20 protein-coding genes are annotated in these 21,583 nt (G+C 63.3%); 8 read left to right on the forward strand and 12 right to left on the reverse strand.

Annotation, left to right across the window (positions count from 1 at the left end):
* Positions 1-27 precede the first annotated feature (27 nt).
* Complete coding sequence (locus tag AC3EML_RS27160) at positions 28-1,461, forward strand: 3' terminal RNA ribose 2'-O-methyltransferase Hen1 (RefSeq protein ID WP_245260775.1); 1,434 nt, start codon at positions 28-30, stop codon at positions 1,459-1,461.
* Positions 1,458-4,034, forward strand: coding sequence for a polynucleotide kinase-phosphatase (locus AC3EML_RS27165; protein ID WP_023733291.1), 2,577 nt, complete (start codon positions 1,458-1,460; stop codon positions 4,032-4,034). The genes AC3EML_RS27160 and AC3EML_RS27165 overlap by 4 nt, the downstream gene beginning before the upstream one ends.
* 1 nt (position 4,035) lies before the next feature.
* On the opposite strand, the gene AC3EML_RS27170 is transcribed toward AC3EML_RS27165, so the two are convergent.
* Positions 4,036-4,332 carry an HlyU family transcriptional regulator gene (locus AC3EML_RS27170; RefSeq protein WP_352497542.1) on the reverse strand — a complete coding sequence of 99 codons (297 nt, stop codon included), beginning with the start codon at positions 4,330-4,332 and terminating at the stop codon, positions 4,036-4,038.
* A 101-nt stretch (positions 4,333-4,433) separates the two neighbouring features.
* On the reverse strand, positions 4,434-5,111 hold the full coding sequence (locus AC3EML_RS27175; protein WP_023683798.1) for a PadR family transcriptional regulator: 678 nt from the start codon (positions 5,109-5,111) through the stop codon (positions 4,434-4,436).
* Positions 5,112-5,383: 272 nt separating this feature from the next.
* On the opposite strand from AC3EML_RS27175, the gene AC3EML_RS27180 reads away from it, so the two are divergent.
* A complete protein-coding gene (locus AC3EML_RS27180) occupies positions 5,384-5,641 on the forward strand; it encodes a DUF2798 domain-containing protein (protein ID WP_023683797.1) in 258 nt (85 codons plus the stop codon).
* Positions 5,642-5,686: 45 nt separating this feature from the next.
* Here AC3EML_RS27180 and AC3EML_RS27185 read toward each other — a convergent pair whose 3' ends face one another.
* The 5 genes from AC3EML_RS27185 to AC3EML_RS27205 all read right to left on the reverse strand — a co-directional run bounded on the left by AC3EML_RS27185 (position 5,687) and on the right by AC3EML_RS27205 (position 11,538).
* Positions 5,687-6,067: a thiol-disulfide oxidoreductase DCC family protein gene (locus tag AC3EML_RS27185; RefSeq protein ID WP_023733293.1), complete on the reverse strand. Its 381-nt coding sequence runs from the start codon at positions 6,065-6,067 to the stop codon at positions 5,687-5,689.
* A 69-nt stretch (positions 6,068-6,136) separates the two neighbouring features.
* The gene (locus tag AC3EML_RS27190) at positions 6,137-6,430 is read right to left on the reverse strand and encodes a GYD domain-containing protein (protein ID WP_023733294.1); all 294 of its coding nucleotides are present in this window, start codon (positions 6,428-6,430) and stop codon (positions 6,137-6,139) included.
* A 190-nt stretch (positions 6,431-6,620) separates the two neighbouring features.
* The gene (rpoD, locus tag AC3EML_RS27195) at positions 6,621-8,645 is read right to left on the reverse strand and encodes an RNA polymerase sigma factor RpoD (RefSeq protein ID WP_023672446.1); all 2,025 of its coding nucleotides are present in this window, start codon (positions 8,643-8,645) and stop codon (positions 6,621-6,623) included.
* Between the two features lie 412 nt (positions 8,646-9,057).
* Positions 9,058-10,998: a DNA primase gene (gene dnaG, locus AC3EML_RS27200; RefSeq protein ID WP_023683795.1), complete on the reverse strand. Its 1,941-nt coding sequence runs from the start codon at positions 10,996-10,998 to the stop codon at positions 9,058-9,060.
* Between the two features lie 171 nt (positions 10,999-11,169).
* Entirely contained in the window at positions 11,170-11,538 is a 369-nt protein-coding gene (locus AC3EML_RS27205) for an RcnB family protein (protein ID WP_023697079.1), read from the reverse strand.
* A gap of 388 nt (positions 11,539-11,926) precedes the next feature.
* On the opposite strand from AC3EML_RS27205, the gene AC3EML_RS27210 reads away from it, so the two are divergent.
* Both AC3EML_RS27210 and AC3EML_RS27215 read left to right on the forward strand, forming a co-directional pair.
* Positions 11,927-13,591 carry a Na/Pi cotransporter family protein gene (locus tag AC3EML_RS27210; RefSeq protein ID WP_352497543.1) on the forward strand — a complete coding sequence of 555 codons (1,665 nt, stop codon included), beginning with the start codon at positions 11,927-11,929 and terminating at the stop codon, positions 13,589-13,591.
* Positions 13,592-13,686: 95 nt separating this feature from the next.
* Positions 13,687-14,868 (forward strand): MFS transporter, encoded by a 1,182-nt coding sequence (locus AC3EML_RS27215; RefSeq protein WP_352521312.1) that lies wholly within the window; start codon positions 13,687-13,689, stop codon positions 14,866-14,868.
* A gap of 7 nt (positions 14,869-14,875) precedes the next feature.
* Here the strand turns inward: AC3EML_RS27215 and AC3EML_RS27220 are convergent, their stop codons facing one another.
* On the reverse strand, positions 14,876-15,433 hold the full coding sequence (locus AC3EML_RS27220; RefSeq protein ID WP_023683792.1) for a GNAT family N-acetyltransferase: 558 nt from the start codon (positions 15,431-15,433) through the stop codon (positions 14,876-14,878).
* Positions 15,434-15,545: 112 nt separating this feature from the next.
* Positions 15,546-15,995: a GatB/YqeY domain-containing protein gene (locus AC3EML_RS27225; protein WP_031195862.1), complete on the reverse strand. Its 450-nt coding sequence runs from the start codon at positions 15,993-15,995 to the stop codon at positions 15,546-15,548.
* A 258-nt stretch (positions 15,996-16,253) separates the two neighbouring features.
* On the opposite strand from AC3EML_RS27225, the gene carA reads away from it, so the two are divergent.
* From carA to AC3EML_RS27240, 3 genes are all read left to right on the forward strand, one after another.
* Positions 16,254-17,471, forward strand: a complete 1,218-nt coding sequence (gene carA / locus AC3EML_RS27230) for a glutamine-hydrolyzing carbamoyl-phosphate synthase small subunit (RefSeq protein WP_352521313.1) — start codon at positions 16,254-16,256, stop codon at positions 17,469-17,471.
* Between the two features lie 68 nt (positions 17,472-17,539).
* Positions 17,540-17,791: a type II toxin-antitoxin system RelE family toxin gene (locus tag AC3EML_RS27235; RefSeq protein ID WP_352521315.1), complete on the forward strand. Its 252-nt coding sequence runs from the start codon at positions 17,540-17,542 to the stop codon at positions 17,789-17,791.
* A gap of 11 nt (positions 17,792-17,802) precedes the next feature.
* Positions 17,803-18,186 (forward strand): helix-turn-helix domain-containing protein, encoded by a 384-nt coding sequence (locus tag AC3EML_RS27240; RefSeq protein ID WP_352521316.1) that lies wholly within the window; start codon positions 17,803-17,805, stop codon positions 18,184-18,186.
* Positions 18,187-18,200: 14 nt separating this feature from the next.
* On the opposite strand, the gene AC3EML_RS27245 is transcribed toward AC3EML_RS27240, so the two are convergent.
* From AC3EML_RS27245 to ypfJ, 3 genes are all read right to left on the reverse strand, one after another.
* Positions 18,201-19,121, reverse strand: a complete 921-nt coding sequence (locus AC3EML_RS27245) for an aldo/keto reductase (RefSeq protein ID WP_352521317.1) — start codon at positions 19,119-19,121, stop codon at positions 18,201-18,203.
* Positions 19,118-20,383, reverse strand: coding sequence for a TCR/Tet family MFS transporter (locus AC3EML_RS27250; protein WP_352521318.1), 1,266 nt, complete (start codon positions 20,381-20,383; stop codon positions 19,118-19,120). The genes AC3EML_RS27245 and AC3EML_RS27250 overlap by 4 nt, the downstream gene beginning before the upstream one ends.
* A 176-nt stretch (positions 20,384-20,559) precedes the next feature.
* Positions 20,560-21,495 carry a KPN_02809 family neutral zinc metallopeptidase gene (gene ypfJ / locus AC3EML_RS27255; RefSeq protein ID WP_023828078.1) on the reverse strand — a complete coding sequence of 312 codons (936 nt, stop codon included), beginning with the start codon at positions 21,493-21,495 and terminating at the stop codon, positions 20,560-20,562.
* Positions 21,496-21,583: the final 88 nt, after the last annotated feature.

Here is a 21,583-nt window from a genome sequence, read left to right on the forward strand (position 1 = left end):
CGAAAACGGATCTATCGCGTTACTAGATTGCCGCGCAACGCCATTGGTTATTCGGCCTGTCTGCGTTATCGGTCGCTGATGTTCCTTTCCGTCGCGACAACCCATCATCCAGCCACAGATCTCGGCTTCTTGCTGCACAAGCATCCCGAACGTCTGCACGAGACTGACCTATCCTTCGGCAAGGCCTGGCTGTTCTATCCGGAGGCGACCGATGAGCGTTGTGAGGCTGTGCTTCTGCTCGATGTCGATCCGATAGGGCTCGTTCGGGGCAAAGGCCAGGCAGAGGGCTTGCTGGATCAATATGTAAACGACCGACCTTATACGGCATCGTCATTTCTGTCTGTGGCTTTGAACAAGGTACTGCGGACAGCGATGACCGGCATCTCGAAGGAGCGCCAGCAACTGGCCGATAGCGACCTCCCGCTCGAAGCTGTGGTGACCCCGCTGCCGATGCGTGGCGGCGAGGCCCTGGTTCGAGATCTATTCGAACCGCTGGGATGGACCGTCAACCTGGCGCCGGTCGAAACTGTCGGATCTGGCGCGGGTGGACCACGATACGGTCATCTGAGGCTGACTGGCACCGGCCGCCTAAGCAGCCTGCTCAACCACCTTTATGTCCTGATCCCGGTGATGGACGACACCAAGCACTACTGGGTGGGCGAGGCCGAGATTGACAAGCTGCTGTCCAAGGGCGAGGGCTGGCTGGAAAACCACCCAGCCAAAGACCTGATCGTGCGCCGTTATCTGCGCAACCGAGGTGCGTTGGCCCGCATCGCCCTGGAGCGGCTGGCTCCGGAGACGGCCAATGAGGTCCTACCCCCCGAGGCCTGGGCTGCACCTGAGCAAGCGCTGGAGGCGCCCATCCGGCTGAACGACCTGCGCATGGACGCCGTGGTGCAAGCCATTCGGGCGACCGGAGGGACCAGTGTTGCAGATTTGGGGTGTGGCGAAGGCAAGCTGCTCTATCGGCTCGTGCGCGAAAAATGGGTCCACAAGCTGTTCGGGCTCGACCCCGCTATTCGTGAACTGGAATGGGCCGCCAAGCGTCTCAAACTGAACGAGTTCGGGGGACCGCCTGAAGACCGGGTCACGCTGCTGCACGGATCGCTGACATATCGCGACAGCCGATGGGCGGAAGCCGACGTCGCGGTGCTGGTCGAGGTCATCGAACATCTCGACGAAGACCGGCTGCCAATGATCGAGCGTATTATCTTCGGCGAGACAGCGCCAAAATTCGTGATCGTGACTACGCCGAACGCTGACTACAACCCCTTGTTCCCCAGTCTGGCCGCCGGCGCTTTTCGCCATCCGGATCACCGTTTCGAATGGGGCCGGGTTCGGTTTGAAGCCTGGGCGGCCAGGATCGGCGAGATCTATGGCTATAGCGCCGCCTTAAGTGGCATCGGAGCCGTGGACCCCGTGCTCGGCGCGCCGACGCAGATGGCGGTGTTCACCCGATGAGAGAGCCAGACAAGACCGACCTCACCATCCCTGACTTCGCCCTCGTCGTGCTGATCGGCTCGACGGGATCGGGCAAGTCGACCTTCGCCGCCAGGCACTTCCTGCCGACCGAAATCATCTCGTCGGATCGCTGCCGCGCGTTCGTCAGCGACAACGAGACTGATCAGGATGTCTCGGCCGACGCTTTTGATTTGGTGCGCGAAATCGCCGGCAAACGGCTCAAGCATCGAAAGCTGGCCGTCATCGACGCGACCAATGTGCGACCCGCTGATCGCAAGGCGTGGGTCGAGCTGGCGCGCAAATGGCACGCTTTGCCGGTCGCCGTGGTCATCGATCCGGGTGTTGATGTTTGCGTCGCCCGCAACGCGTTACGAGCCGATCGTCCCTTCGGCGCCGGCGTTGCCCAGCGCATGACGAACGAAATTCGCAAGGGCCTCGGCGGCCTGCAACGCGAAGGTTTCCGTCAGGTCTGGAAGCTCACCGGCGAGGCCAGTATCGACGCGGCCAAGGTCTCGCGTCAGCCATTATGGACCGACAAGCGCGACGATTGCGGTCCTTTCGACGTCATAGGTGATGTCCATGGTTGCGCCGACGAACTTCAGACCTTGTTCTGTCAGCTCGGTTACAGCATCGCCTGGTCCGACGGCCATGGTGATCGGACCGTCACTGTAACGCCGCCAGAAGGCCGCAAGATCGTCTTTGTCGGCGACCTCGTCGATCGTGGTCCCAACGTGCCCGACGTCTTGCGCATCGCCATGAGCATGGTCGCGGCGGGAACCGCCTACTGTGTCCAGGGCAATCACGAACGCAAACTCAGCCGCTGGCTGGAAGGCCGCAAGGTCACGATCGCCCACGGCCTGCAGCAAACCATCGACCAGTTGGACGCTCAGGATCGCGGCCTGCGAGAGGCTTTGCCGGCCTTCCTCGACAGCCTGCGCAGCCACGTCTGGCTGGACGGCGGACGCCTCGCCGTGGCACATGCCGGACTCAAGGAAGAGATGATCGGGCGCGGTTCCGGCGCGGTGCGCGAGTTCGCCCTCTATGGCGAAACCACGGGCGAAATCGACGAATTTGGCCTGCCCGTCCGTGCCGACTGGGCAGCCGCCTATCGGGGCAAAACCAGCGTAGTATACGGGCACACGCCGGTGCTGTTGGCGGAGTGGGTCAACAACACGCTTTGCATCGACACCGGCTGCGTGTTCGGCGGCAAGCTGACTGCCTTGCGCTGGCCGGAACGCGAACTGGTCGACGTGCCGGCAGTCGAGACCTGGTCCGAACCCGTGCGTCCCCTCGGCGGACCGGGCCTTGGCAAATCGGCACAGGCCGATGCCGACGGCGTGCTCGACTATCAGGATGTCTCTGGGCGACGCTGGATCGAGACCGAACTGAAAGGCAGGGTTGTCGTGGCCGAGGAGAACGCGTCGGCGGCACTTGAGGTGATGAGCCGCTTCGCGCTGTCGCCGCAGTGGCTGGTATATCTGCCGCCGACAATGTCGCCATCCGAGACCAGCAGCCAAGCCGGCTGGCTGGAACGCCCCGAGGAAGCTCTCAGTCATTTCCGCGAGCGTGGCGTCACCCAAATCCTGTGCGAAGAGAAGCACATGGGTTCGCGGGCAGTCATCGCTCTGTGCCGAAACGCGCAGACGGCGCGCGACCGGTTCGGGGTATCTGGCGACGAGACAGGCGCGATCTGGACCCGGACCGGACGCTCCTTTTTCAGCGACAGCGGCATGACGGAGCGCCTGCTCAATCGCCTGCGCGCCAGCGTCGACGCTGCGGATCTATGGCAGGAATTGAACAGCGACTGGTTGCTGCTGGACACCGAGATCATGCCATGGTCGGCCAAGGCAAGCAGCCTGATTGAAAGCCAGTACGCCCCAGTGGCAACGTCTGCGGCCGCTGGGCTCCAGGCCAGCCGCGAAGCGCTGGCCCGTGCGATGGCACGCGGCGTGGATACGGCCGCGCTCAAGGCTCGCATTGAGGACCGCGCCGCGCGTGCCGCCAGATACGCCACTGCCTGGGCGCCTTACGTGTGGCCGGTCTCGGGCGTCGACGACCTGAAGGTCGCGCCGTTCCACCTGCTGGCAAGTGAGGGATGCGTCTGGTACGACCAGAACCACGTTTGGCACATGACGCTTGCGGACCGTCTGGCTGCCGGGGGCGGCGTGGTAACGCGAACGCAATGGCGGATGGTTGACCTGGCCGATGCCGGTTCTTGTGCGGAGGCCGTCGCCTGGTGGGAGACGCTGACCGACTCAGGCGGCGAAGGGATGGTAGTGAAGCCGCACGACTTCGTCAGCCGAAACAAGAAGGGGCTCATGCAACCGGCGCTGAAAGTGCGCGGCCAGGAGTATCTTCGCATTATCTATGGCCCCGAATACGATGCGCCGGACAATCTCGTGCGCCTGCGCGAACGAGGCTTGGGTGGCAAGCGCAGCCTGGCGCTCAGAGAGTTCGCGCTCGGTCACGAGGCACTGAAGCGGTTTGTCGCCAAGGAACCGCTGCGACGTGTTCACGAGTGTGTTTTCGGCGTCCTGGCGCTGGAGAGCGAGCCAATCGATCCGAGGCTGTAGGCTACCCGAACATCCTCTCGCCTTGCTCGTCGACCAGTTGCATGCCCTTTTTGATCGAGATGTCGACGGCGTCGTCCAGTCCAGCAAAGCGATCGGCGCGGATGAATTTGTGTTCCTTCATCACGCCGTCGACTTCCTTCGAAACCACGCCGCAAGTCTGGTATTGGCCCCCCTCCGCCTTGTAGGGCGTGGCGCTGATCAAAAATCCCTTGTGCTCAACCTGCTTTGCCGGTGCTGCGCTCTTGGACCCGCCCGCCTCACCGCCGCCACCACCGAAAAGACGTTTCAGAAAAGACATGGGGCTTCCTCCAACGGCAATCATCCTGCACCATGTCTCGCGGTGCAGGATGATTTTCAGTACCGTTCCTCAGTCGAACGGGCAAGGGTTCTCGCCCGGGGTCAACCGCGCGATAGCGCTTCCAGGGCTTCAGCGGCGGCTTCCAGGACTGCAATCGCCTCGGCCTGCTTTTCAGCCGGCGCGTCGACGAGATCGCCGAGCGCGGCACGCAGCCGGTGGCGCACGGCGCGGAACTCGTCGCGGGCTTCCGAGCGACCCCGTCCACCACGCCGTCCGCCTTCCTCGCCGTCGTCGTTCCAGCCGAACCAGTCCCGCGCTTTCGCCATCTTGCGGCCGAAGCGCTCGAGATGCTCCAGCACGCCGTCGATCATCTCGCGGTTCTCGGCGAGATGCGCCTGGCCCGCCTCGGTGATCGAAAACACCTTCTTGTTGCCGTCGGCGGCTGAAGCCGCATAGCCGGCCTCTTCCAGGAAGGTCAGCGTCGGATAGACGACGCCCGGGCTCGGGCTGTAGATGCCGCTGGTGCGCTCTTCCAGCGCCTTGATGATGTCGTAGCCGTGGCGAGGCGCCTCGGCCAGCAGCGACAGCGTGATCAGCTTGAGATCGCCGTCGGCCAGCATGCGCCCGGCGCGAAACATGTCGCCCGGGCCGCCGCGTCCACCGCCACGTCCGCCGTGGCCGAACGGACCAAAGCCGCTGCCCCCTCTTCCACCAAATTTGCCTGCCATGTGCAGGAATGCGCGCTCGGCGCGCTCGCCAAAGGGATGATGTCTATGCATGAATTGCTCCTTGAGTTATATCTTACGATACATCTTAATTAGGCTTGCCCCGCCGACGAGTCAAGATATATCTTACGATGTATCTAAAGGCGGCGCCAGAAGGTTGATTTCGCCGCCGCCGGCAGCTAGAAAGCGCGTGAGGGCCAAAACCTCTCCGTAAGCGTCTGACGTCAAGCAACGCATCCACCCCGGTCTTTCCGGGCAGTTCCGCCGGAAACCCGGCGCAATGGATGCCAAATGCGACGGACCGGATGTTTCAGGAAAATCCAAAAATGACCACGAACCGTAAGCGCGGCAAGCTGCCGGCGCGCTATGCCGCGATCGTCAGCCCGCTGGTGCTGTCGCTGCTGATGACCTTCATCGTCTCGTTCATATCGACGCTGAAAAGCCTTGGACTGCAACCTGATTTGCCGGCTGTCTGGCTCACTGCCTGGGGCCTGTCCTGGCTGGTAGCGTTCCCAACGTTGCTCATGGTGCTGCCGGCGGTGCGCCGCATTGTCGGCTGGCTTTGCGAGCCGGCGTCCCGGTAACGCCCATGACGGTAAGGCCCGCAGATATCTGCGGGCCTTGCCTCGCTACCAGCGGCCCTTGCGCCGGTTCCAGGCATAGAGAAGATCGGCGAAACGATCATAGGCCAAGCGCGTCAGCGGCAGCGCGACCGGATTGCCGAAGAGCGTCGCCAGCCAGCCGTCGCCCGGCGTCGCCCGCCAGACGGCAACCGCGACATCGGCGCCGACCAGCAGCCTGCCTTCGGCATCGGTGGCATGCAGCCGGCGGCGTATGTCCTCCAGCGAGGCGCTGTAGCCAGAGAGCGCCGCCGGTTCGAGGTTGATGTCGCGGAATTCGATCCGCCCGGCCTTGATCGCCTCGATCAGCCGCCGTTTCTGCCGGGTGATGCCGCCATCGCAAACCGGGCAGCGTGTGTTGTACCAGACGGTCAGCGCAGGCTTGGACATGGCGCGACTATCACCCTGACGGCACGGCCCCGCAATATGACGCCGAGCCGCACGGACCCGCGCCCAGCGCTATCCAAGCGAGGCGACGATCTCGCGATAGGCAAATTCCGGGAAAGCCTTGAGCGTTCGCGTCTTGACGCTGCCACCCGTTGCCAGCATCAGGGCGAAACGAGCAAGCACAGCATCGTCGGGCGCCTCGATAATCGCCACCATGTCATATTCGCCCATAGTCAGGTAAAACGCCTTGAACGAGCCGCCCATGTCGGCCAGTTGCTTCTTGGCGGCATCGAGCCGCTTCGGCGACTCTCGGATATTTCTGGCGCCCTGTTCCGTCCAGTTCATCAGCAGGATGTAGGTTGTCATCACACACCTCCCTCCGGCGCCACGGAGCACGGCTGAGGACATCAGCCGGGGCGGACATCCGGTTTTTCGCCCAGAACATGCATCCGACCAGGCAAGTATCCTCCCGACGGAGATGGGCGACAAGAGCCTTCACCCGGCAACAAAAAGGGCGCCATCGGCGCCCTTTTCGAATTCTGGTCTGTTGCCGGTATCAGCTGTCGAGGAAGCTCCTCAGCTTGCGGCTCCGGCTCGGGTGCTTGAGCTTGCGCAGCGCCTTGGCTTCGATCTGGCGGATACGCTCGCGCGTCACCGAGAACTGCTGGCCGACTTCTTCCAGCGTGTGGTCGGTGTTCATGCCGATGCCGAAGCGCATGCGCAGCACCCGCTCCTCGCGCGGCGTCAGCGAGGCGAGCACCCGCGTGGTGGTCTCGCGCAGATTGGCTTGGATCGCCGCATCGATCGGCAGGATCGCCATCTTGTCCTCGATGAAATCGCCCAGATGCGAATCCTCTTCGTCACCCACAGGGGTTTCGAGCGAGATCGGCTCCTTGGCGATCTTCAAGACCTTGCGCACTTTTTCGAGCGGCATTGCGAGCTTTTCTGCCAGTTCCTCCGGCGTCGGCTCGCGGCCGATTTCATGCAGCATCTGGCGCGACGTGCGCACGATCTTGTTGATCGTTTCGATCATGTGCACCGGGATGCGGATGGTGCGCGCCTGGTCGGCAATCGAACGCGTGATCGCCTGCCGGATCCACCATGTCGCATAGGTCGAGAACTTGTAGCCGCGGCGGTATTCGAATTTGTCGACCGCCTTCATCAAGCCAATATTGCCTTCCTGGATCAGGTCGAGGAACTGCAGGCCGCGATTGGTGTATTTCTTGGCGATGGAAATGACGAGGCGCAGGTTGGCCTCGACCATTTCCTTCTTGGCGATAGCGGCTTCGCGCTCGCCCTTCTGCACCTGGTTGACGATCTTGCGGAATTCCAGGATCGAGATCGCCGTCTCGGTGGCGAGGTTCTGGATTTCCGAACGCAGATCCTTGATCGCGTCCTTCTCGTTCTTGGTGAATTCCTTCCAGCCGCGCGAGGTGAGATTGCCGATCGAGCGTGTCCAGTTCGGGTCGAGCTCGGAGCCCTGATATTCCTTGAGGAACTCCTCGCGGCGCACGCCATAGCTTTCGGCCAGGCGCAGCAGCTTGCCTTCGTTCTGCACCAGCCGCTTGTTGATGTCGTAGAGCTGCTCGACCAGCGCCTCGATGCGCGCCGTGTTGAGCGACAGCGACTTCACCGCCTTGATCAGCTGGTCCTTCAGCTCCTTCAGGCGGCGGTCCTGGCTTGGCGACAGCGTGCCGGTCGCGGCCAGACGGTTCTCGACCTGCTGGTCCTGCAGCTTGCGCAGCTTCTTGTAGGTGTCGGCGATGACGTCGAGCGTCTCCATCACCTGCGGGCGCAGCTCCGCTTCCATCGCCGCCAGCGACAGGCTCGCCTCGTCCTCGTCTTCCTCGTCGTCATCGACCAGGCCGCGCGTGTCGGCGCCGACATTGGTGATGTCGTCTTCCTCGTCGCGTCCACGCCTCGGCTTGTCCTCGGCCTTGGGCGCCTCCTCGATGCGCTCGACCACCGGCGCCTGCTTGGCTTCGGGGCCGGCATAGGTGGCTTCGAGGTCGATGATCTCGCGCAGCAGGATCTTGGATTCGTTGAGCTCGTCACGCCAGATGATGATGGCCTGGAAGGTCAGCGGGCTTTCGCAGAGGCCCGCGATCATCGTCTCGCGGCCGGCCTCGATGCGCTTGGCGATCGCGATTTCGCCCTCGCGCGACAGGAGCTCGACCGAGCCCATCTCGCGCAGATACATGCGCACCGGGTCATCGGTGCGGTCGGTCGGCTCTTTCTTGGTGGTCGTGGCGGCGACGGCGGTGCCGGTCTGCTCGGCCAGTTCGTTGGCGTCTTCCTCGGCGTCGGCATTGCTGTCGGCGGCCTCGGGCTCCTCGCTCTGATCGTCGTCCTCGACCACGTTGATGCCCATGTCGGACAGCATCGCATTGATGTCTTCGATGCGATCCGGATCGGTCTCTTCCGACGGCAGCACCGCGTTCAGTTCGTCGAGAGTCACATAGCCGCGCTTCTTGGCGGCCTTGATCATCTTCTTGACAGCATCATCGGAAAGGTCGAGCAGAGGCCCATCGGTGGCGCCTTCACGTTCGGTCTCGACCTCTTCCTTTTCCTTTGTCGCCATAGTCTTTATCTTCTCCTAGCGGCCGAGCATCGAAGCCGCGTAGCTGCCGCACCGGTCAAACTACATGCGCTGGTGGCGCTTAACCGGGCCGGTAACCGAATCAACTCTTTTGTTTGTTCATATCGTGCCCCCAAAACCGGTTTTCACTTTTGGGCGATATGCATTAAGTCCAGATTAACCCTGATATCTGTGGCAGGCTGACAGCCTGTCCAGTGATCAGCACCTCGCGTCAGTGCATTTCCATCGACGCCGGCGCGGGTTAAGGTTTCGAATCGTCCTGATTCCGTCATTCTGCCAGAAGGTCAAGCGCCTCTCGCATGATTCGCATCAAAAAAGCGAATCAATTACCCGACTTAGAGGCGTCGATTCGACGCGCAGCACGTACAACATTCATTCTTGCGCAGGTTTCGACCTAGACGCGCCCACCCCTGCCCGAGGATACACCGAAGCCTTCGATCAGCGCTTCCGTTGCTTGTACATCACGGAATTGCGCCTGAATCTCGATGAGGTGCCGGTAGTTTTCGTCAGTGGGATCGCTGGCGAGCGCTGCTTCCGCCTGTTTCAGCTCCTTATGTAAGGTGCGCGCGCTGCGCTGCAAGTGCAGCGCCTGGTTGAAGGCGTCGCGGGCATCGTCAAGCGCTGCGGTTTCCAGCGCGGGCCATTGCCTGGCCCGTTGGATGAGCGCCACGGCGCGCCCCCAGATATCGCTGCAGCCGGCACGTTCGATGGTGGCGATCACCGCGCTACGGTCATTGGCCATGTCGTGCGCCATCGCATCGAGGATGGCGGCGTGCAGCCGCTGCAGATCGGTGTTGGCGAGATCGAGGAACTCGACATGGGCGAAGTTCTCGTCGATCAGCGCCGGATGGTTGACGAGGGCTACGATGATCGTCGCCTCGCGCACCGACATCATCTCGCCACCGCGTTTGACCATGGCGGAGCGGCCGAGGCTTTCGGTGATCGCGGCGCGCGCGCCTGCCCCGCTGCCTTTGGCGAACTGTCCGCCGGGTGCGGGCGTTTTGCCCTGCCCCGGTTTCCAGTCCTGGCGACCTTGCCGCACTTCGCGCTGGGCGCTGAAGAAGGTCAGCTCCCGCTCGCGCATCCACTGCTGGTAGTGGTAGCGCTGGCTCTCATCGCGGATGCGGCTGGTCAGTTCGCGCAGCGTCTTTGTCAGCCCCGCCCGCCGCTCCGGCGTGTCGAAGACGCCACCGGATGTCTCACGCATCCACAACAAATCAGCGAGAGGCCGCGCTTCCGCCAGCACGGCACGAAACGCGTCCGGCCCTTCTGCCTTGACCAGATCGTCGGGATCCTTGCCCTCCGGCAACAGCGCAAAGCGCACCGACCGCCCGGCCTGCACCGACGGCAGCGCGAGATCCGCGGCGCGCCACGCCGCCTTCAGCCCGGCCTGGTCGCCGTCGAAGCACAGCATCGGCTCAGGCGCCATGCGCCACAGAAGTTCGAGTTGGTTTTCGGTGAGCGCGGTGCCGAGCGGCGCCACGGCATTCTCGAAGCCGGCCTGCGCCAGCGCAATCACGTCCATATAGCCTTCGACGGCAATCACCGTGCCGCCTTTCGCCAGCGCTTTGCGGGCGCGGGCGAAATTGTAGAGCACGTTGCCCTTGTGGAAGAGCTCCGTGTCGGGCGAATTCATGTATTTGGCCAGCGCATCGGGCGCCAGTGCGCGGCCGCCAAAGGCGATGATCTTGCCGCGCGAATCGGGGATCGGGAACATGATGCGATCGCGGAACCAGTCATAGGAGACCGGAATGTCGTCGCCATGACGCACAAGCCCGCAGGCTTCGATATCGGCCTTGGGCACGCCCTTGGCGGCAAGATGCTCCTTCAGCGCATTGCGGCTGTCGGGCGCAAAGCCCAGCCGGAACGATTGCTGCGTCGCCGGCGTCAGCCCGCGATCCCTGAGATAGGCGCGGGCTTTTGCACCCTCCGGTCCTTGCAGCCGCTCCTGGAAGAAGGCAGTCGCCATCTCCATGACATCGGTCAGACTGGCGCGTTCCTTCTCACGCTGTTCTTCCCGCTCGTCGCGCACCGGCATCGGCACGCCGGCCATGTCGGCGATCTTCTCGACCGCTTCGGGAAAGCTTAATCCGTCGAGCTCGGTCAGGAACTTGAAATGATCGCCCGACACCGAACAGCCGAAACAGTGATAGCGGCCCTTCTTGTCCTCGCAGTGGAAGGAGGGGCTCTTTTCGCCATGGAACGGACAACAGGCCCAATAGTCGCCGCGCGAGGCGTTGGTCTTCTTCCTGTCCCATGCGACGCGCTGGCCGATGACCGATGAAATCGGCACACGGTCGCGTATCTCATCGAGAAAGGCGGGCGGAAAGCGCATTGGGGAACTCGTTTGTCCCTCATATAATCATGCTCGCGGAATCCGACGACCCTTATTGCGGACCATACCCGGTTTCCACAGCCAAAAAGCCCGGTTTCTACAGCCAAAAGAAAGGCGGCCGTTTCGGGCCGCCTCCTTTCAAGTCTCTGCATTGCGCCGGCGAGGCCGGGCTTAATGCGCGGCAATGGCGCCGAAGATGATGCCGGACAGGACGCTGACCAGCACATAGTCGTTGCCGACGCGGATCCATTCCTGGCCGGGGCCGGGGCGATGCAGGCCATAGCGGCCATAATCGCGGATCGGCTGGTGCCGCTTCCAGCTGGAATATTTCCGGCCATTGCGCCAATGGCTGCGCTTGACGACCACCGTCTTCTTCACGACGCGCTTCCTGATATCGACATGCTTGCCGGGCCTCTGCCAGTCGACCTGCGTGTAATTCGACTGCGGTGCGACCGGTGCGTTCACCGGTGCGGCCTGGCCGGTAAGCGAAGTGGCGGCCAGCATCGAGAAAGCGAGGGCGGAAAGAACAATACGTTTCATAGCGGGGCTCCTTGGTTGTCGATGCCTAGGGAATAGCGCCCGAAGGATGAACCGAAACTGAACACTAGCATTACATTTACGCAATGAAATCCGGCGCTTATCCTGGATATTTGAACATCATCGCAAAGGCGATTGCCGGGAGTCCGGCAAACCGGGACGATCCGCTGCCATCACCAGGGATCCGCCATGCAACCATTTGCGCATCCGTCCATTTTCCGACACGCCCTGTCGCGCCGCGACGGCTCTTGAAATCGACAAGATTTTATTACCCGGCTAAAATATTCCGGATATTGTTCAAGACTGTCATGACCATGATTCGCAGCCCCGTTTTCATCCCTGCACTGCGCGCCCTCCGCGTCGCGGTAGCTGTCTGCGTGCGGGTTTCGAAATGAGCGGCTCCGTCGTCCTGCTGCATCTGGCGGGCTCGGTGGCGCTGATGCTGTTTGCCACCCGCATGGTCAAGACAGGCGTCGAGCGCGCCTATGGCGACGTGCTGCGTCACCGGCTGCGCTCCACCATGCGCAATCCGATCATGGCGGTGCTGGCCGGCTGCGGCCTGTCCATCGCGCTGCAGAGCTCGACCGCCGTCACGCTTCTCGTCGGCTCCTTCGCCGGCGCCGGCATCGTCTCGGGCATGTCGGGCCAATTGGCTGTGCGCGGCGCCGAGATCGGCTCGGCGCTGGTGGTCAAGCTCTTGACCTTCGATCTGACGCTGCTGGTGCCGATCTGCCTCGTCGCCGGCACGGTCATGTTCATGGCCACCGAGCGGCGCGACTGGCGCCAGTTCGGCCGCATCCTGGTCGGCATCGGCCTTTTGGTACTGTCGCTGGAGATGATCGGCCAGGCCTCGGAGCCGCTGCGCCAGAGCACGCTGATGCCGCTCATCATCGAATATTTCTCCAGCGACTACGTCACCGCCTATCTGCTCGCCGCGCTCGTTACCTGGCTCTTCCACTCCTCGATCGCCGCCGTGCTTTTGATGGTGACGCTGGCCGGCCGCGGCTTCATCCCGCCCGAACTCGGCATCGTGCTGGTGCTCGGCGTCAATCTCGGCTCGTCGATCATCGCGCCGCTGCTCACCCGAAGTGCCGAACCTGGCGTGCGCGTCGTGCCGATCGGCAATCTGTTGATGCGCGGCATGGGCTCGCTGGTGATGCTGATCCTGTTCATGACGCTGAAGCCACCGGTCGCCTTCCTCGGCGCCACCGTGCCCGACCAGATCGTCAACGCCCACATCCTGTTCAATGTGCTGATCCTGCTCGCCGGCCTGCCGCTTGCCAGCCTGATCTATCGTGCTTCCGAGAAGATCGTCGCAATGGGCACCAAGCCGGCGCCGGCTACAGAGCTCGATGTGGTCGAACTCTCCGCCCTCAACGACGGCGCGCTCGACGTTCCGAGCCAGGCGCTGGCCAACGCCACCCGCGAGGTGGTCCGCGTCTGCGAGACGGTCGAGATCATGCTCAAGCGTATCATCGAGCTGTATGAAAGCGCCGACGGCGACAAGATCAAGGCGCTGGCCGCCCTTGACGACCGCGTCGACAGGAAGCACGCGGCGATCAAGCTCTATCTGGCCAAATTGACCAGGAACTCGCTCACAGAGGACGAGGCGCTGCGCTGCCAGGAGCTGATAGGCGCCTGCGTCAAGCTCGAGCAGGTCGGCGACATCATCGTGCGCAACATGCTGGTGCATGTGAAGAAGAAGTTCGAGCGCGGGCTGGAGTTCACGCCCGAGGGCTGGAGCGAGCTGCTCGCCTTTCACACCTCGGTGCTGGCCAATGCCAGGCTTGCCTTCAACGTGCTGGTGTCGCGCGACCCTGAGACTGCCCGCCAGCTGGTGCTGGAAAAGGACCGGCTGCGCGACCGCGAAAAGGAAACCAGCGCCAGCCATTTCGTGCGCCTGCGCGACGGCACCGCCAAGAGCGTCGAGACAAGTTCCATCCACCTCGACACCATCCGCGACCTGAAGCAGATCAACTCGCTGCTGGCGTCGATGGCCTATCCGGTGCTGGAAGAGCGCGGGTTGCTCGGCGGCTCCAGGTTGAAGGCGAGCTGATCAAGAAAACCTAAACCGGCCGCAAAAATTTCTGCATTGCCGGCAAGCGCCATCCATGATTTGAGGCCAACTCATTCAAGGATCGCTTCCGCGCCATGCTTCCGCTCATTGCCCTGTTCATCGCCGCCTTCGCTTTCGGCACCACCGAATTCGTCATTGCCGGCGTGCTGCCGCAAGTGGCCGACGGCCTTGGCGTTTCGATCCCGACCTCCGGCTATCTCGTCTCAGGCTATGCCGGCGGCATCGCGATTGGCGGGCCATTGCTGGCGCTCGCCACCAAGGGCATTTCCCGCAAGACGCTGCTGCTTTGCCTGACCGTCGCCTTCACCATCGGCCAGGCCGCTTGCGCGCTGGCGCCCGATTTTACCTCGATGCTGCTCTTGCGCATTGCGGTCGCCGTCGCACACGGCGCCTATTTCGGCGTCGCCATGGTGGTGGCTGTCGGCCTCGTGCCCGAGGACAAGCGCGGCATGGCTGTCGCCGTCATCCTCTCCGGCCTCACCGTATCCAATGTCATCGGCGTCCCGGCCGGCACCGCAATCGGCAATCTCTGGGGCTGGCGCGCCACCTTCTGGGTGATGTGCGCGCTTGGCGTGGTAGCCTTTGCCGCCATGGCTGCGCTTTTGCCGCGCACGACAGGCGCATCAAGGCCATCCGCCAGTCTTGGCAGCGAGGTTCGCGTGCTGGCGCGCCAGCAAGTCTGGACCTCGCTGATCCTGATGCTGACGTTGATGATCGGCCAGTTCGGCCTGTTCACCTACATCACCCCGACACTGCTTGAGGTGACCCATCTCGACGAGAGCCTGATCCCCTGGGTGCTGCTGCTCAACGGCGTCGGCGCCACCGTCGGTGTGTTTCTCGGCGGCAAGCTTTCCGATTGGAAGCTGATGCCGTCGCTGATCACCATGCTTGCGCTGCAGGCGGTGATGTTGGGCGTGATCTATGCCGTCAGCCCCTACCCCGTGCCGATGGTCATCGCCATCGTTATCTGGGGTGGCCTCAACTTCGCCATAGGCACGCCGATCCAGACCCGCATCCTGGCCTGGACGGCGGACGCCTCCAACCTCGCCTCCTCGCTCATCCCCTCCGGCTTCAATGTCGGCATCGCGCTCGCCGCGTCGCTGGGCGCTGCCATGCTCAATGCCGGCTACGGCTATCGCAGCCTGCCGGTTGTGGGCGCTGCCGCCATGCTGGTGGCGGTGGTGGTGGCACTTGCCTCCTACATCTGGGAGGGGCGCAGCCGGGCAGCGCCGCCGCTGCCGGCACCGGCCGAATAGCGTCGGACTACAAATCGATCCGGAACAACAAACTCTCGGCGCCGCCATACGCGGCGTCCTTGATGAACGGACCGACCACACGGCCGCCATTGGCCAGCACCACCTTCTGCGAGGCCGGATTGTCGAGGTCGGTGGTGATCTCGACATATGGCAAACCAACAGCCCTCGCCTCGTCCAGCATCAGCCGCAGCGCCTCGGTCGCATAGCCTCGTCCGCGCTTCCACGGCACCACGGCATAGCCGATATGGCCGAGCACATGCGACGGCAGCGCGGCCGTACCCGGCTGCCAGCGAAAGCCGATCGAGCCGGCGGCCTCGCCGTCCCAGATCCAGCGCCGGAAGCCCGGCAGCCGCGGCACGGTCGTGCCGTCCGGCAAGGTAATCGGGCCTCCTTTGGCCTCGGGATCGTCGAGGCTGGCAAGGAACGCCGCGGGATCCTCGTCGATCGCCGCAAGTTGCTCGCGCGTCGCTTCCATCAGCCGGACATTGTCCGGCGACCAGCCACGCTCGAGCGCCGCCTTGTAGGAGGGCAGATGTTCGAGCGTGGGTTTGACGATTTCGATTATGGTGGGGCTCTCCGGCAGGTCAAGGCTTGGCTCGCTTAAGCCGGTGCGGACCGTTTCTTGCCCAGAGGTAATGCCCCCCTGCTCTCCTTCGCCATTGAAGCGGTGTCGGCTCCTACTGCAGCAGGCCTTTGACGATGCCGCTGGCCTTGCCGAAATCCATCTGGCCGGCATATTTCTGCTTCAGCGCGGCGATCACCTTGCCCATGTCCTTTTGGCTGGCGGCACCAGTCGCAACGATCGCCTCGCGCGCCGCAGCTGTTACGGCGGCGTCGTCCAACGGCGTCGGCAGGAAGCCGCGGATGATCTCCATCTCGCCACGCTCCTGCGCCGCCAGTTCCGGGCGCTTGCCGTCCTCGAACGCCTTGGCCGATTCCTCGCGCTGCTTCACCATCTTGGCCAGGATCTGCAGGATCTCCTCGTCGCTGGCGGGGTCCTTGGCCGAGCCGCGATTGGCGATGTCGCGGTCGTGGATGGCGGCCTGGATCAGCCTGAGCGTCGGCAGGCGGTGCTTGTCCTGCGCCTTCATCGCGCTTTTCAGGGATTCAGCGATTTTTGCGCGCATGATGCTTTCTCCTTCGAACGGCGCGGACAATAACCGCGGCCCATCCGCAAAGCAAACGCGCCAAAGCCCTGATATCGTTTGACGAAACAAATGCTCGCCGTTTTGGCACGGCATCATTGACCGCTCTGGCGCCTTCCCCTATGTACTCGGCCTTGCATAAGACAAAGAATTGATGCGCGCAGGCTCGAGAGATCGGCCGCGCCGTTTGCTGCGCAGATGGCCCGCCATCGAAGCGCGCAGCGTGACAGGAGCGTCGCCATGGCCGAGATGACCCCCGAACTGACCCCGCCTTGGGCAACCGAAAAGCCGACCGCCGTCCTGGTGCTGGCCGACGGCACCGTCATCGAGGGTCGCGGCCTCGGCGCCACCGGTTCCGCCGTTGCCGAGGTCTGCTTCAACACCGCGCTCACCGGCTACCAGGAAATTCTCACCGACCCGTCCTATGCCGGCCAGATCGTCACCTTCACCTTCCCGCATATCGGCAACATCGGCACCAATGACGAGGACATCGAGGACTTGAACCCGGTCGCCCGTGCAGGCGCCGTTGGCGCGGTGTTCAAGGCCGATGTCACCAACCCGTCCAACTACCGCGCCGACACAGGGCTGGACCAGTGGCTGAAGAAGCGCGGCATCGTCGCGCTGTCGGGCATCGACACCCGGGCGCTGACCGCGCTGATCCGCGAAAAGGGCATGCCCAATGCCGTCATTGCGCACGCGCCCGACGGCATCTTCGACATCGACGATTTGAAGCGGCGCGCCGCCGCCTGGTCGGGCCTGATCGGGCTTGACCTCGCCAAGGAAGTCACCTCGGGCCAGTCCTCGGTCTGGCGTGAAACGCCCTGGGTGTGGAACGAAGGCTTTGGCGAACAGGCCGAGCCGTCGATGCACGTCGTCGCCATCGACTACGGCGTCAAGCGTAACATCCTTCGCCTGCTTTCCGGCCTCGGCGCCAAGGTCACCGTGGTTCCGGCCGGCACCGGCTCGGAAGAGATCCTGGCCATGCAGCCCGACGGCATCTTCCTCTCCAACGGGCCCGGCGACCCGGAAGCCACCGGCGACTACGCCGTGCCGGTCATCCAGGACCTGCTCAAGACCGAGATCCCGGTATTCGGCATCTGCCTCGGCCACCAGATGCTGGCCCTGGCGCTCGGCGGCAAGACCGCCAAGATGCACCAGGGCCATCACGGCGCCAACCACCCGGTCAAGGATCATACCACCGGCAAGGTCGAGATCGTCTCGATGAACCACGGCTTTGCCGTCGATGCCGACTCCTTGCCCGAGGGCGTCGAGGAAACCCATGTCTCGCTGTTCGATGGCTCCAACTGCGGTATTGCGCTCACGGGCCGTCCGGTGTTCTCGGTCCAGCATCACCCCGAGGCCTCGCCCGGCCCGCAGGATTCGCACTACCTGTTCCGCCGCTTCGTCAACCTGATCCGCGAAAAGCGCGGCGAGGAATTGCTGGCCGAGCGGGCCTGAGCCCTGCCAAGCAGAACTCAGCGATAATATCGCTTAACATAAAGCGATAAATCTGCGATATTCCTGCCGTGAAGACGATCATCCTCTCGGCGTCGGCAGCTCGCGATCTCGATAATCTGCCGGCCGATGTCCGCGAGCAGGTTACCGAGGGCTTGAACACTTACGCCATCAGCGGGCGTGGACATGTGAAACGTCTTGCAGGCCGAGACGGTTACAGACTTCGGATCGGTCGCTACCGCGTCATATTTGATGAAGATCGCACGACAATCCTCGCGATCTACATCGGCAAGCGCGAAACGACGACCTACAGCCGGCCATAGGACAGGACATCATGAACGCTCCGCAAATCATAAAGACTTCAACCGGGGAAGAACTGGTTGTCATCCCGAAGGCCGATTACGAGGCATTGCTGCATGCCGCCGAGGAAGCCGTCGAAGACGCTGCGGATGTGGCGATCTACGATGAGCGGAAGGCCGAACTCAAAACGGAAAAGCCCCTGCCCGCCGAGGTGACCATGGATATCTTGCGGGGCTCGAGCCGGCTCAAGGCGCTGCGCAACTGGCGCAAGCTGACGCAAGCCGAATTGGCTGATGCCATCGGTGTCAGTCAGGGCTTTCTGTCGGACCTCGAATCCAATCGTCGCAAGCCATCGGCGCAGACCAGTACCATGCTAGCGAAGGCATTGGATGTGCCCGGCGAATGGATCGAAGCCTAAATTAGTTACAGATCTTACGCCACCGGCCGGCCTTCGCTGGCCTCCAGTATGGCGAACCATTGCTGGCGGTCGAGGTCGATCTCCAGCGCCTTGACCATGACGGCCAGCCGCTCGGGCTTCATCGTGCCGAGCACCGGCGCCAGCCGCGCCGGATGACGCAGCAGCCAGGCGATGGCGACGGCGGCGAGATCGCCGGCGCCGATCTCGGCAGCCACCGCCGCGATTGCCGCCCTGACCCGCGCCTCGCGCCCTTCCTTGCCGGTGAACAGCAAGCCGCCGCCGAGCGGCGACCAGATCATCGGCGCATAGCCGAGGCGTTGCGCGTGATCGAGGCTGCCATCCACCAGCGCATTGGTTTTCAGCACCGACATCTCGATCTGGTTGGTGGCCAAGGCAAACGGCAGCCGCGAAGCCAGAAGGTCGAACTGCGACGGCGTGAAATTGGAGACCCCGACCGCTCTCACCTTGCCCGACTTGACCAGCCCGGCAAGGGCCGCCGCCGTCTCGTCGGCATCCATCAGCGGATCCGGCCGGTGCAGCAGCAACAGGTCGAGATAGTCGGTGCCGAGATTGGCGAGCGAACGGTCGACCGAGGCCGCAATATGGGCGGCACTGGTGTCGTAATGCTTCAGCCGGTTCTGAGGCCGGTTGGCCGATGCCAGCATGATGTCGCATTTCGAGATCAGCTCGATGCTGTCGCGCTTGCCCTTCCAGCGCGACAAGCCGGCGCCAAAGGCAGCTTCCACCTGGTAATGCCCGTAAATGTCGGCATGGTCGAAGCTGGTCAGGCCGAGATCGACCGCAGTGCCGATCAGCCGCGCGACCTGATCGGCGTCCGGGCGCGCGGCGTTGTCGAGCAGGCGCCAGGCGCCGAACACCAGCCGCGACAGCGACACTCCGTCCTTGGTCAGCTCTATGCGGCTGTCATGGCTCATATCTGGGCTCCATCTTCCGCAGCGCTGTTGGCAACGCTTTTCACCGCCGTCGGCCTCGCAACTTTCGTTACAAAGACAATGACGGCAAGCGTCAGGAAGCACGCGCCAACCAGATAGGGCGCGCCGCCGAACACCACGGGCGCATTCGGCCCGGTGAACCAGGAAAAGATCGCGGTGTACAGCAGCGGCGTGATGATCGAGGTGATCGAGAAGATCGACGTCATCGCGCCCTGCAATTCGCCTTGCGCCGACGGCGGCACCTTGGCGGCGGCAAGGCTTCTCAGCGGCGGATCGGCCAGTGCTTCCAGGCAGCCGACGACGATCACCGCATAGATCATCCAGCCTTGCGAGGCGAAGGCGTAGCCGAAGGCGCTGGCCGCAGTAAATGTCAGGCCGATGACCGCCGTCCTCCATTCGCCAAGTTTGGGGATCACGCGCGGCAGCACCGTCGCCATGACGATCGCCCCACACAGGCCGAAGGCGCCGAGCGAGAAGCCGATCTGCTGCTCGCTCCAGCCATAACGATAATTGGACACGAACGACCACACCGCAGGATACATCATGTGGCCGAGCGTCATCAGGAAGAAGGCGAGCCCGATCCAGCCGATGCCCTGATATTGGCGCATCTGCAGCAGCGTGCCGACCGGGTTGGCGCGTTTCCACTCGAAGCGGCGGCGGTGCTTTTCATCGAGCGTTTCAGGCAGGAAGAACATGGCGATGAGGAAGTTCACGAAGGCAAGCCCGGCGGCAAAGTAAAACGGCACTCGCGGCCCGAACGTGCCGAGCAGCCCGCCCAGCACCGGCCCAATGACGAAGCCGACGCCGAAGGCGATGCCGAGCAGACCGAAATTCTTCGCCCGGTTGTCGTCGTTCGAGATGTCGGCAATGAAGGCCGACGTCGTCGAATAGCTGGCGCCCGAAACGCCGGCCAGCACGCGGCCGATGAACAGCATCGGATAGGACCAGGCGATGGCGCAGATCAGATTGTCGATCGAGAATGTAAGCACCGAGGCAAGCAGGATCGGCCGCCGCCCGAAGCGGTCGCTCAATCCACCCATGATTGGCGCGAAGAAGAACTGCATCGCCGCATAGACGAAGAACAGCCAGCCGCCTTCGATCGCCGCTTCGCTGATGCCGACGCCGGAAAGCTCCCTGAGAAAGGCCGGCAACACCGGCATGATCATGCCGAAGCCGATAATGTCGAGCAGCAGCGTGGTGAAGACGAGCGCAAGGCCCCGCCTGGCGGTTTTGGGGTCGATCATGATGGCGTCTGCTCCCTGGGACCGCCCTTGGGCGGGCGCCCGTTATAGGCGAGGCGCCACTTTGGAACAATAGGAGAACGCCTCAGGCGTTCTCCTCCTGACATCTGTTGCCGGTGGTGAATCGGCCCGCCGACGGATGCGCTTTGGACCGCGGTCGGCTGGAACTTGCGAGCGCCTCAAACCGGACCGGTCAGCGTGTTGCAATCCGACAGCTTGCCGCTCTTGTAGCCGCGCGCCAGCCAGCTCTGCCTTTGCTGCGACGTCCCGTGGTTGAAGCTTTCCGGAACGACATAGCCCTGCATCTTCTTCTGCAGCGTATCGTCGCCGATCTGCTTGGCGGCGTTGAGCGCCTCTTCGATGTCGCCCTGTTCCAGAATGCCCTTCTGCGCGGTGAAATGCGCCCAAACGCCGGCGAAGCAGTCGGCCTGCAGCTCGATGCGCACCGACATCTGGTTGGCTTCCGCCTCACCCATCGACTGCCGCATCTGGTTGAACTTGGGCAGGATGCCGGTGAGGTTCTGCACATGGTGACCGACTTCATGGGCGATCACATATGCCTGGGCGAAATCCCCCGAGGCGCCGAACTGCTGGTCGAGCTGCTGGAAGAAGGTGGTGTCGAGGTAGACCTTGTGGTCGCCGGGACAATAGAACGGTCCGGCTGCCGTCGAGGCGGAGCCGCAGGCCGAGCGGATCTGGCCGCTGAACAGCACAAGCTTCGGGTCCTCGTATTTCAGGCCCTGCGACTGGAAGATGCCGGTCCAGGTCTCTTCGGTCTCGGCCAGCACGGTCGCCACGAACTGCTTCATCTCGTCGGAAGCAGGCGTGCCGGCGCCGTCGTCCTGGCCGCCGCTGTTGTCGGTAATCTGGCCACCGCCACCCGGCAGCACGCCGCCGCCGTCGCCGCTGCCCAGGATCTGCGACGGGTCGAAGCCGAAATACCATCCGGCCAGCACCACGAGGACGACCAGCAATATGCTGCCGCCGCCGCCGGTGCGGCCGCCGATCGGGATGCGGAACTGGCCAGGGCTGCCGCCGCCCAAACCACCACCGCCGCCGCTGTCGCTGCGCTCGTCCTCGACATTGTCACTCTGACGGCGGCCCTTCCAGAGCATGGCAACTCCCCGTATGCAAATTTTCGGCTGGCCTGGCCGATGTCGTGGCCCAGTCCAACCCAACAGACAATTATCGCAATGGTTGCGC

This window comes from Mesorhizobium sp. P170090 (assembly GCF_057786115.1).

Bases quoted from the DNA above. Each gene is read 5' to 3' on its own strand.
- AC3EML_RS27165 (WP_023733291.1), top strand. From the start codon at position 1,458: ATGAGAGAGCCAGACAAGACCGACCTCACCATCCCTGACTTCGCCCTC.
- AC3EML_RS27170 (WP_352497542.1), bottom strand. From the start codon at position 4,332: ATGTCTTTTCTGAAACGTCTTTTCGGTGGTGGCGGCGGTGAGGCGGGC.
- AC3EML_RS27175 (WP_023683798.1), bottom strand. From the start codon at position 5,111: ATGCATAGACATCATCCCTTTGGCGAGCGCGCCGAGCGCGCATTCCTG.
- AC3EML_RS27180 (WP_023683797.1), top strand. From the start codon at position 5,384: ATGACCACGAACCGTAAGCGCGGCAAGCTGCCGGCGCGCTATGCCGCG.
- AC3EML_RS27185 (WP_023733293.1), bottom strand. From the start codon at position 6,067: ATGTCCAAGCCTGCGCTGACCGTCTGGTACAACACACGCTGCCCGGTT.
- AC3EML_RS27190 (WP_023733294.1), bottom strand. From the start codon at position 6,430: ATGACAACCTACATCCTGCTGATGAACTGGACGGAACAGGGCGCCAGA.
- rpoD (WP_023672446.1), bottom strand. From the start codon at position 8,645: ATGGCGACAAAGGAAAAGGAAGAGGTCGAGACCGAACGTGAAGGCGCC.
- dnaG (WP_023683795.1), bottom strand. From the start codon at position 10,998: ATGCGCTTTCCGCCCGCCTTTCTCGATGAGATACGCGACCGTGTGCCG.
- AC3EML_RS27205 (WP_023697079.1), bottom strand. From the start codon at position 11,538: ATGAAACGTATTGTTCTTTCCGCCCTCGCTTTCTCGATGCTGGCCGCC.
- AC3EML_RS27210 (WP_352497543.1), top strand. From the start codon at position 11,927: ATGAGCGGCTCCGTCGTCCTGCTGCATCTGGCGGGCTCGGTGGCGCTG.
- AC3EML_RS27215 (WP_352521312.1), top strand. From the start codon at position 13,687: ATGCTTCCGCTCATTGCCCTGTTCATCGCCGCCTTCGCTTTCGGCACC.
- AC3EML_RS27225 (WP_031195862.1), bottom strand. From the start codon at position 15,995: ATGCGCGCAAAAATCGCTGAATCCCTGAAAAGCGCGATGAAGGCGCAG.
- carA (WP_352521313.1), top strand. From the start codon at position 16,254: ATGGCCGAGATGACCCCCGAACTGACCCCGCCTTGGGCAACCGAAAAG.
- AC3EML_RS27240 (WP_352521316.1), top strand. From the start codon at position 17,803: ATGAACGCTCCGCAAATCATAAAGACTTCAACCGGGGAAGAACTGGTT.
- AC3EML_RS27245 (WP_352521317.1), bottom strand. From the start codon at position 19,121: ATGAGCCATGACAGCCGCATAGAGCTGACCAAGGACGGAGTGTCGCTG.
- AC3EML_RS27250 (WP_352521318.1), bottom strand. From the start codon at position 20,383: ATGATCGACCCCAAAACCGCCAGGCGGGGCCTTGCGCTCGTCTTCACC.
- ypfJ (WP_023828078.1), bottom strand. From the start codon at position 21,495: ATGCTCTGGAAGGGCCGCCGTCAGAGTGACAATGTCGAGGACGAGCGC.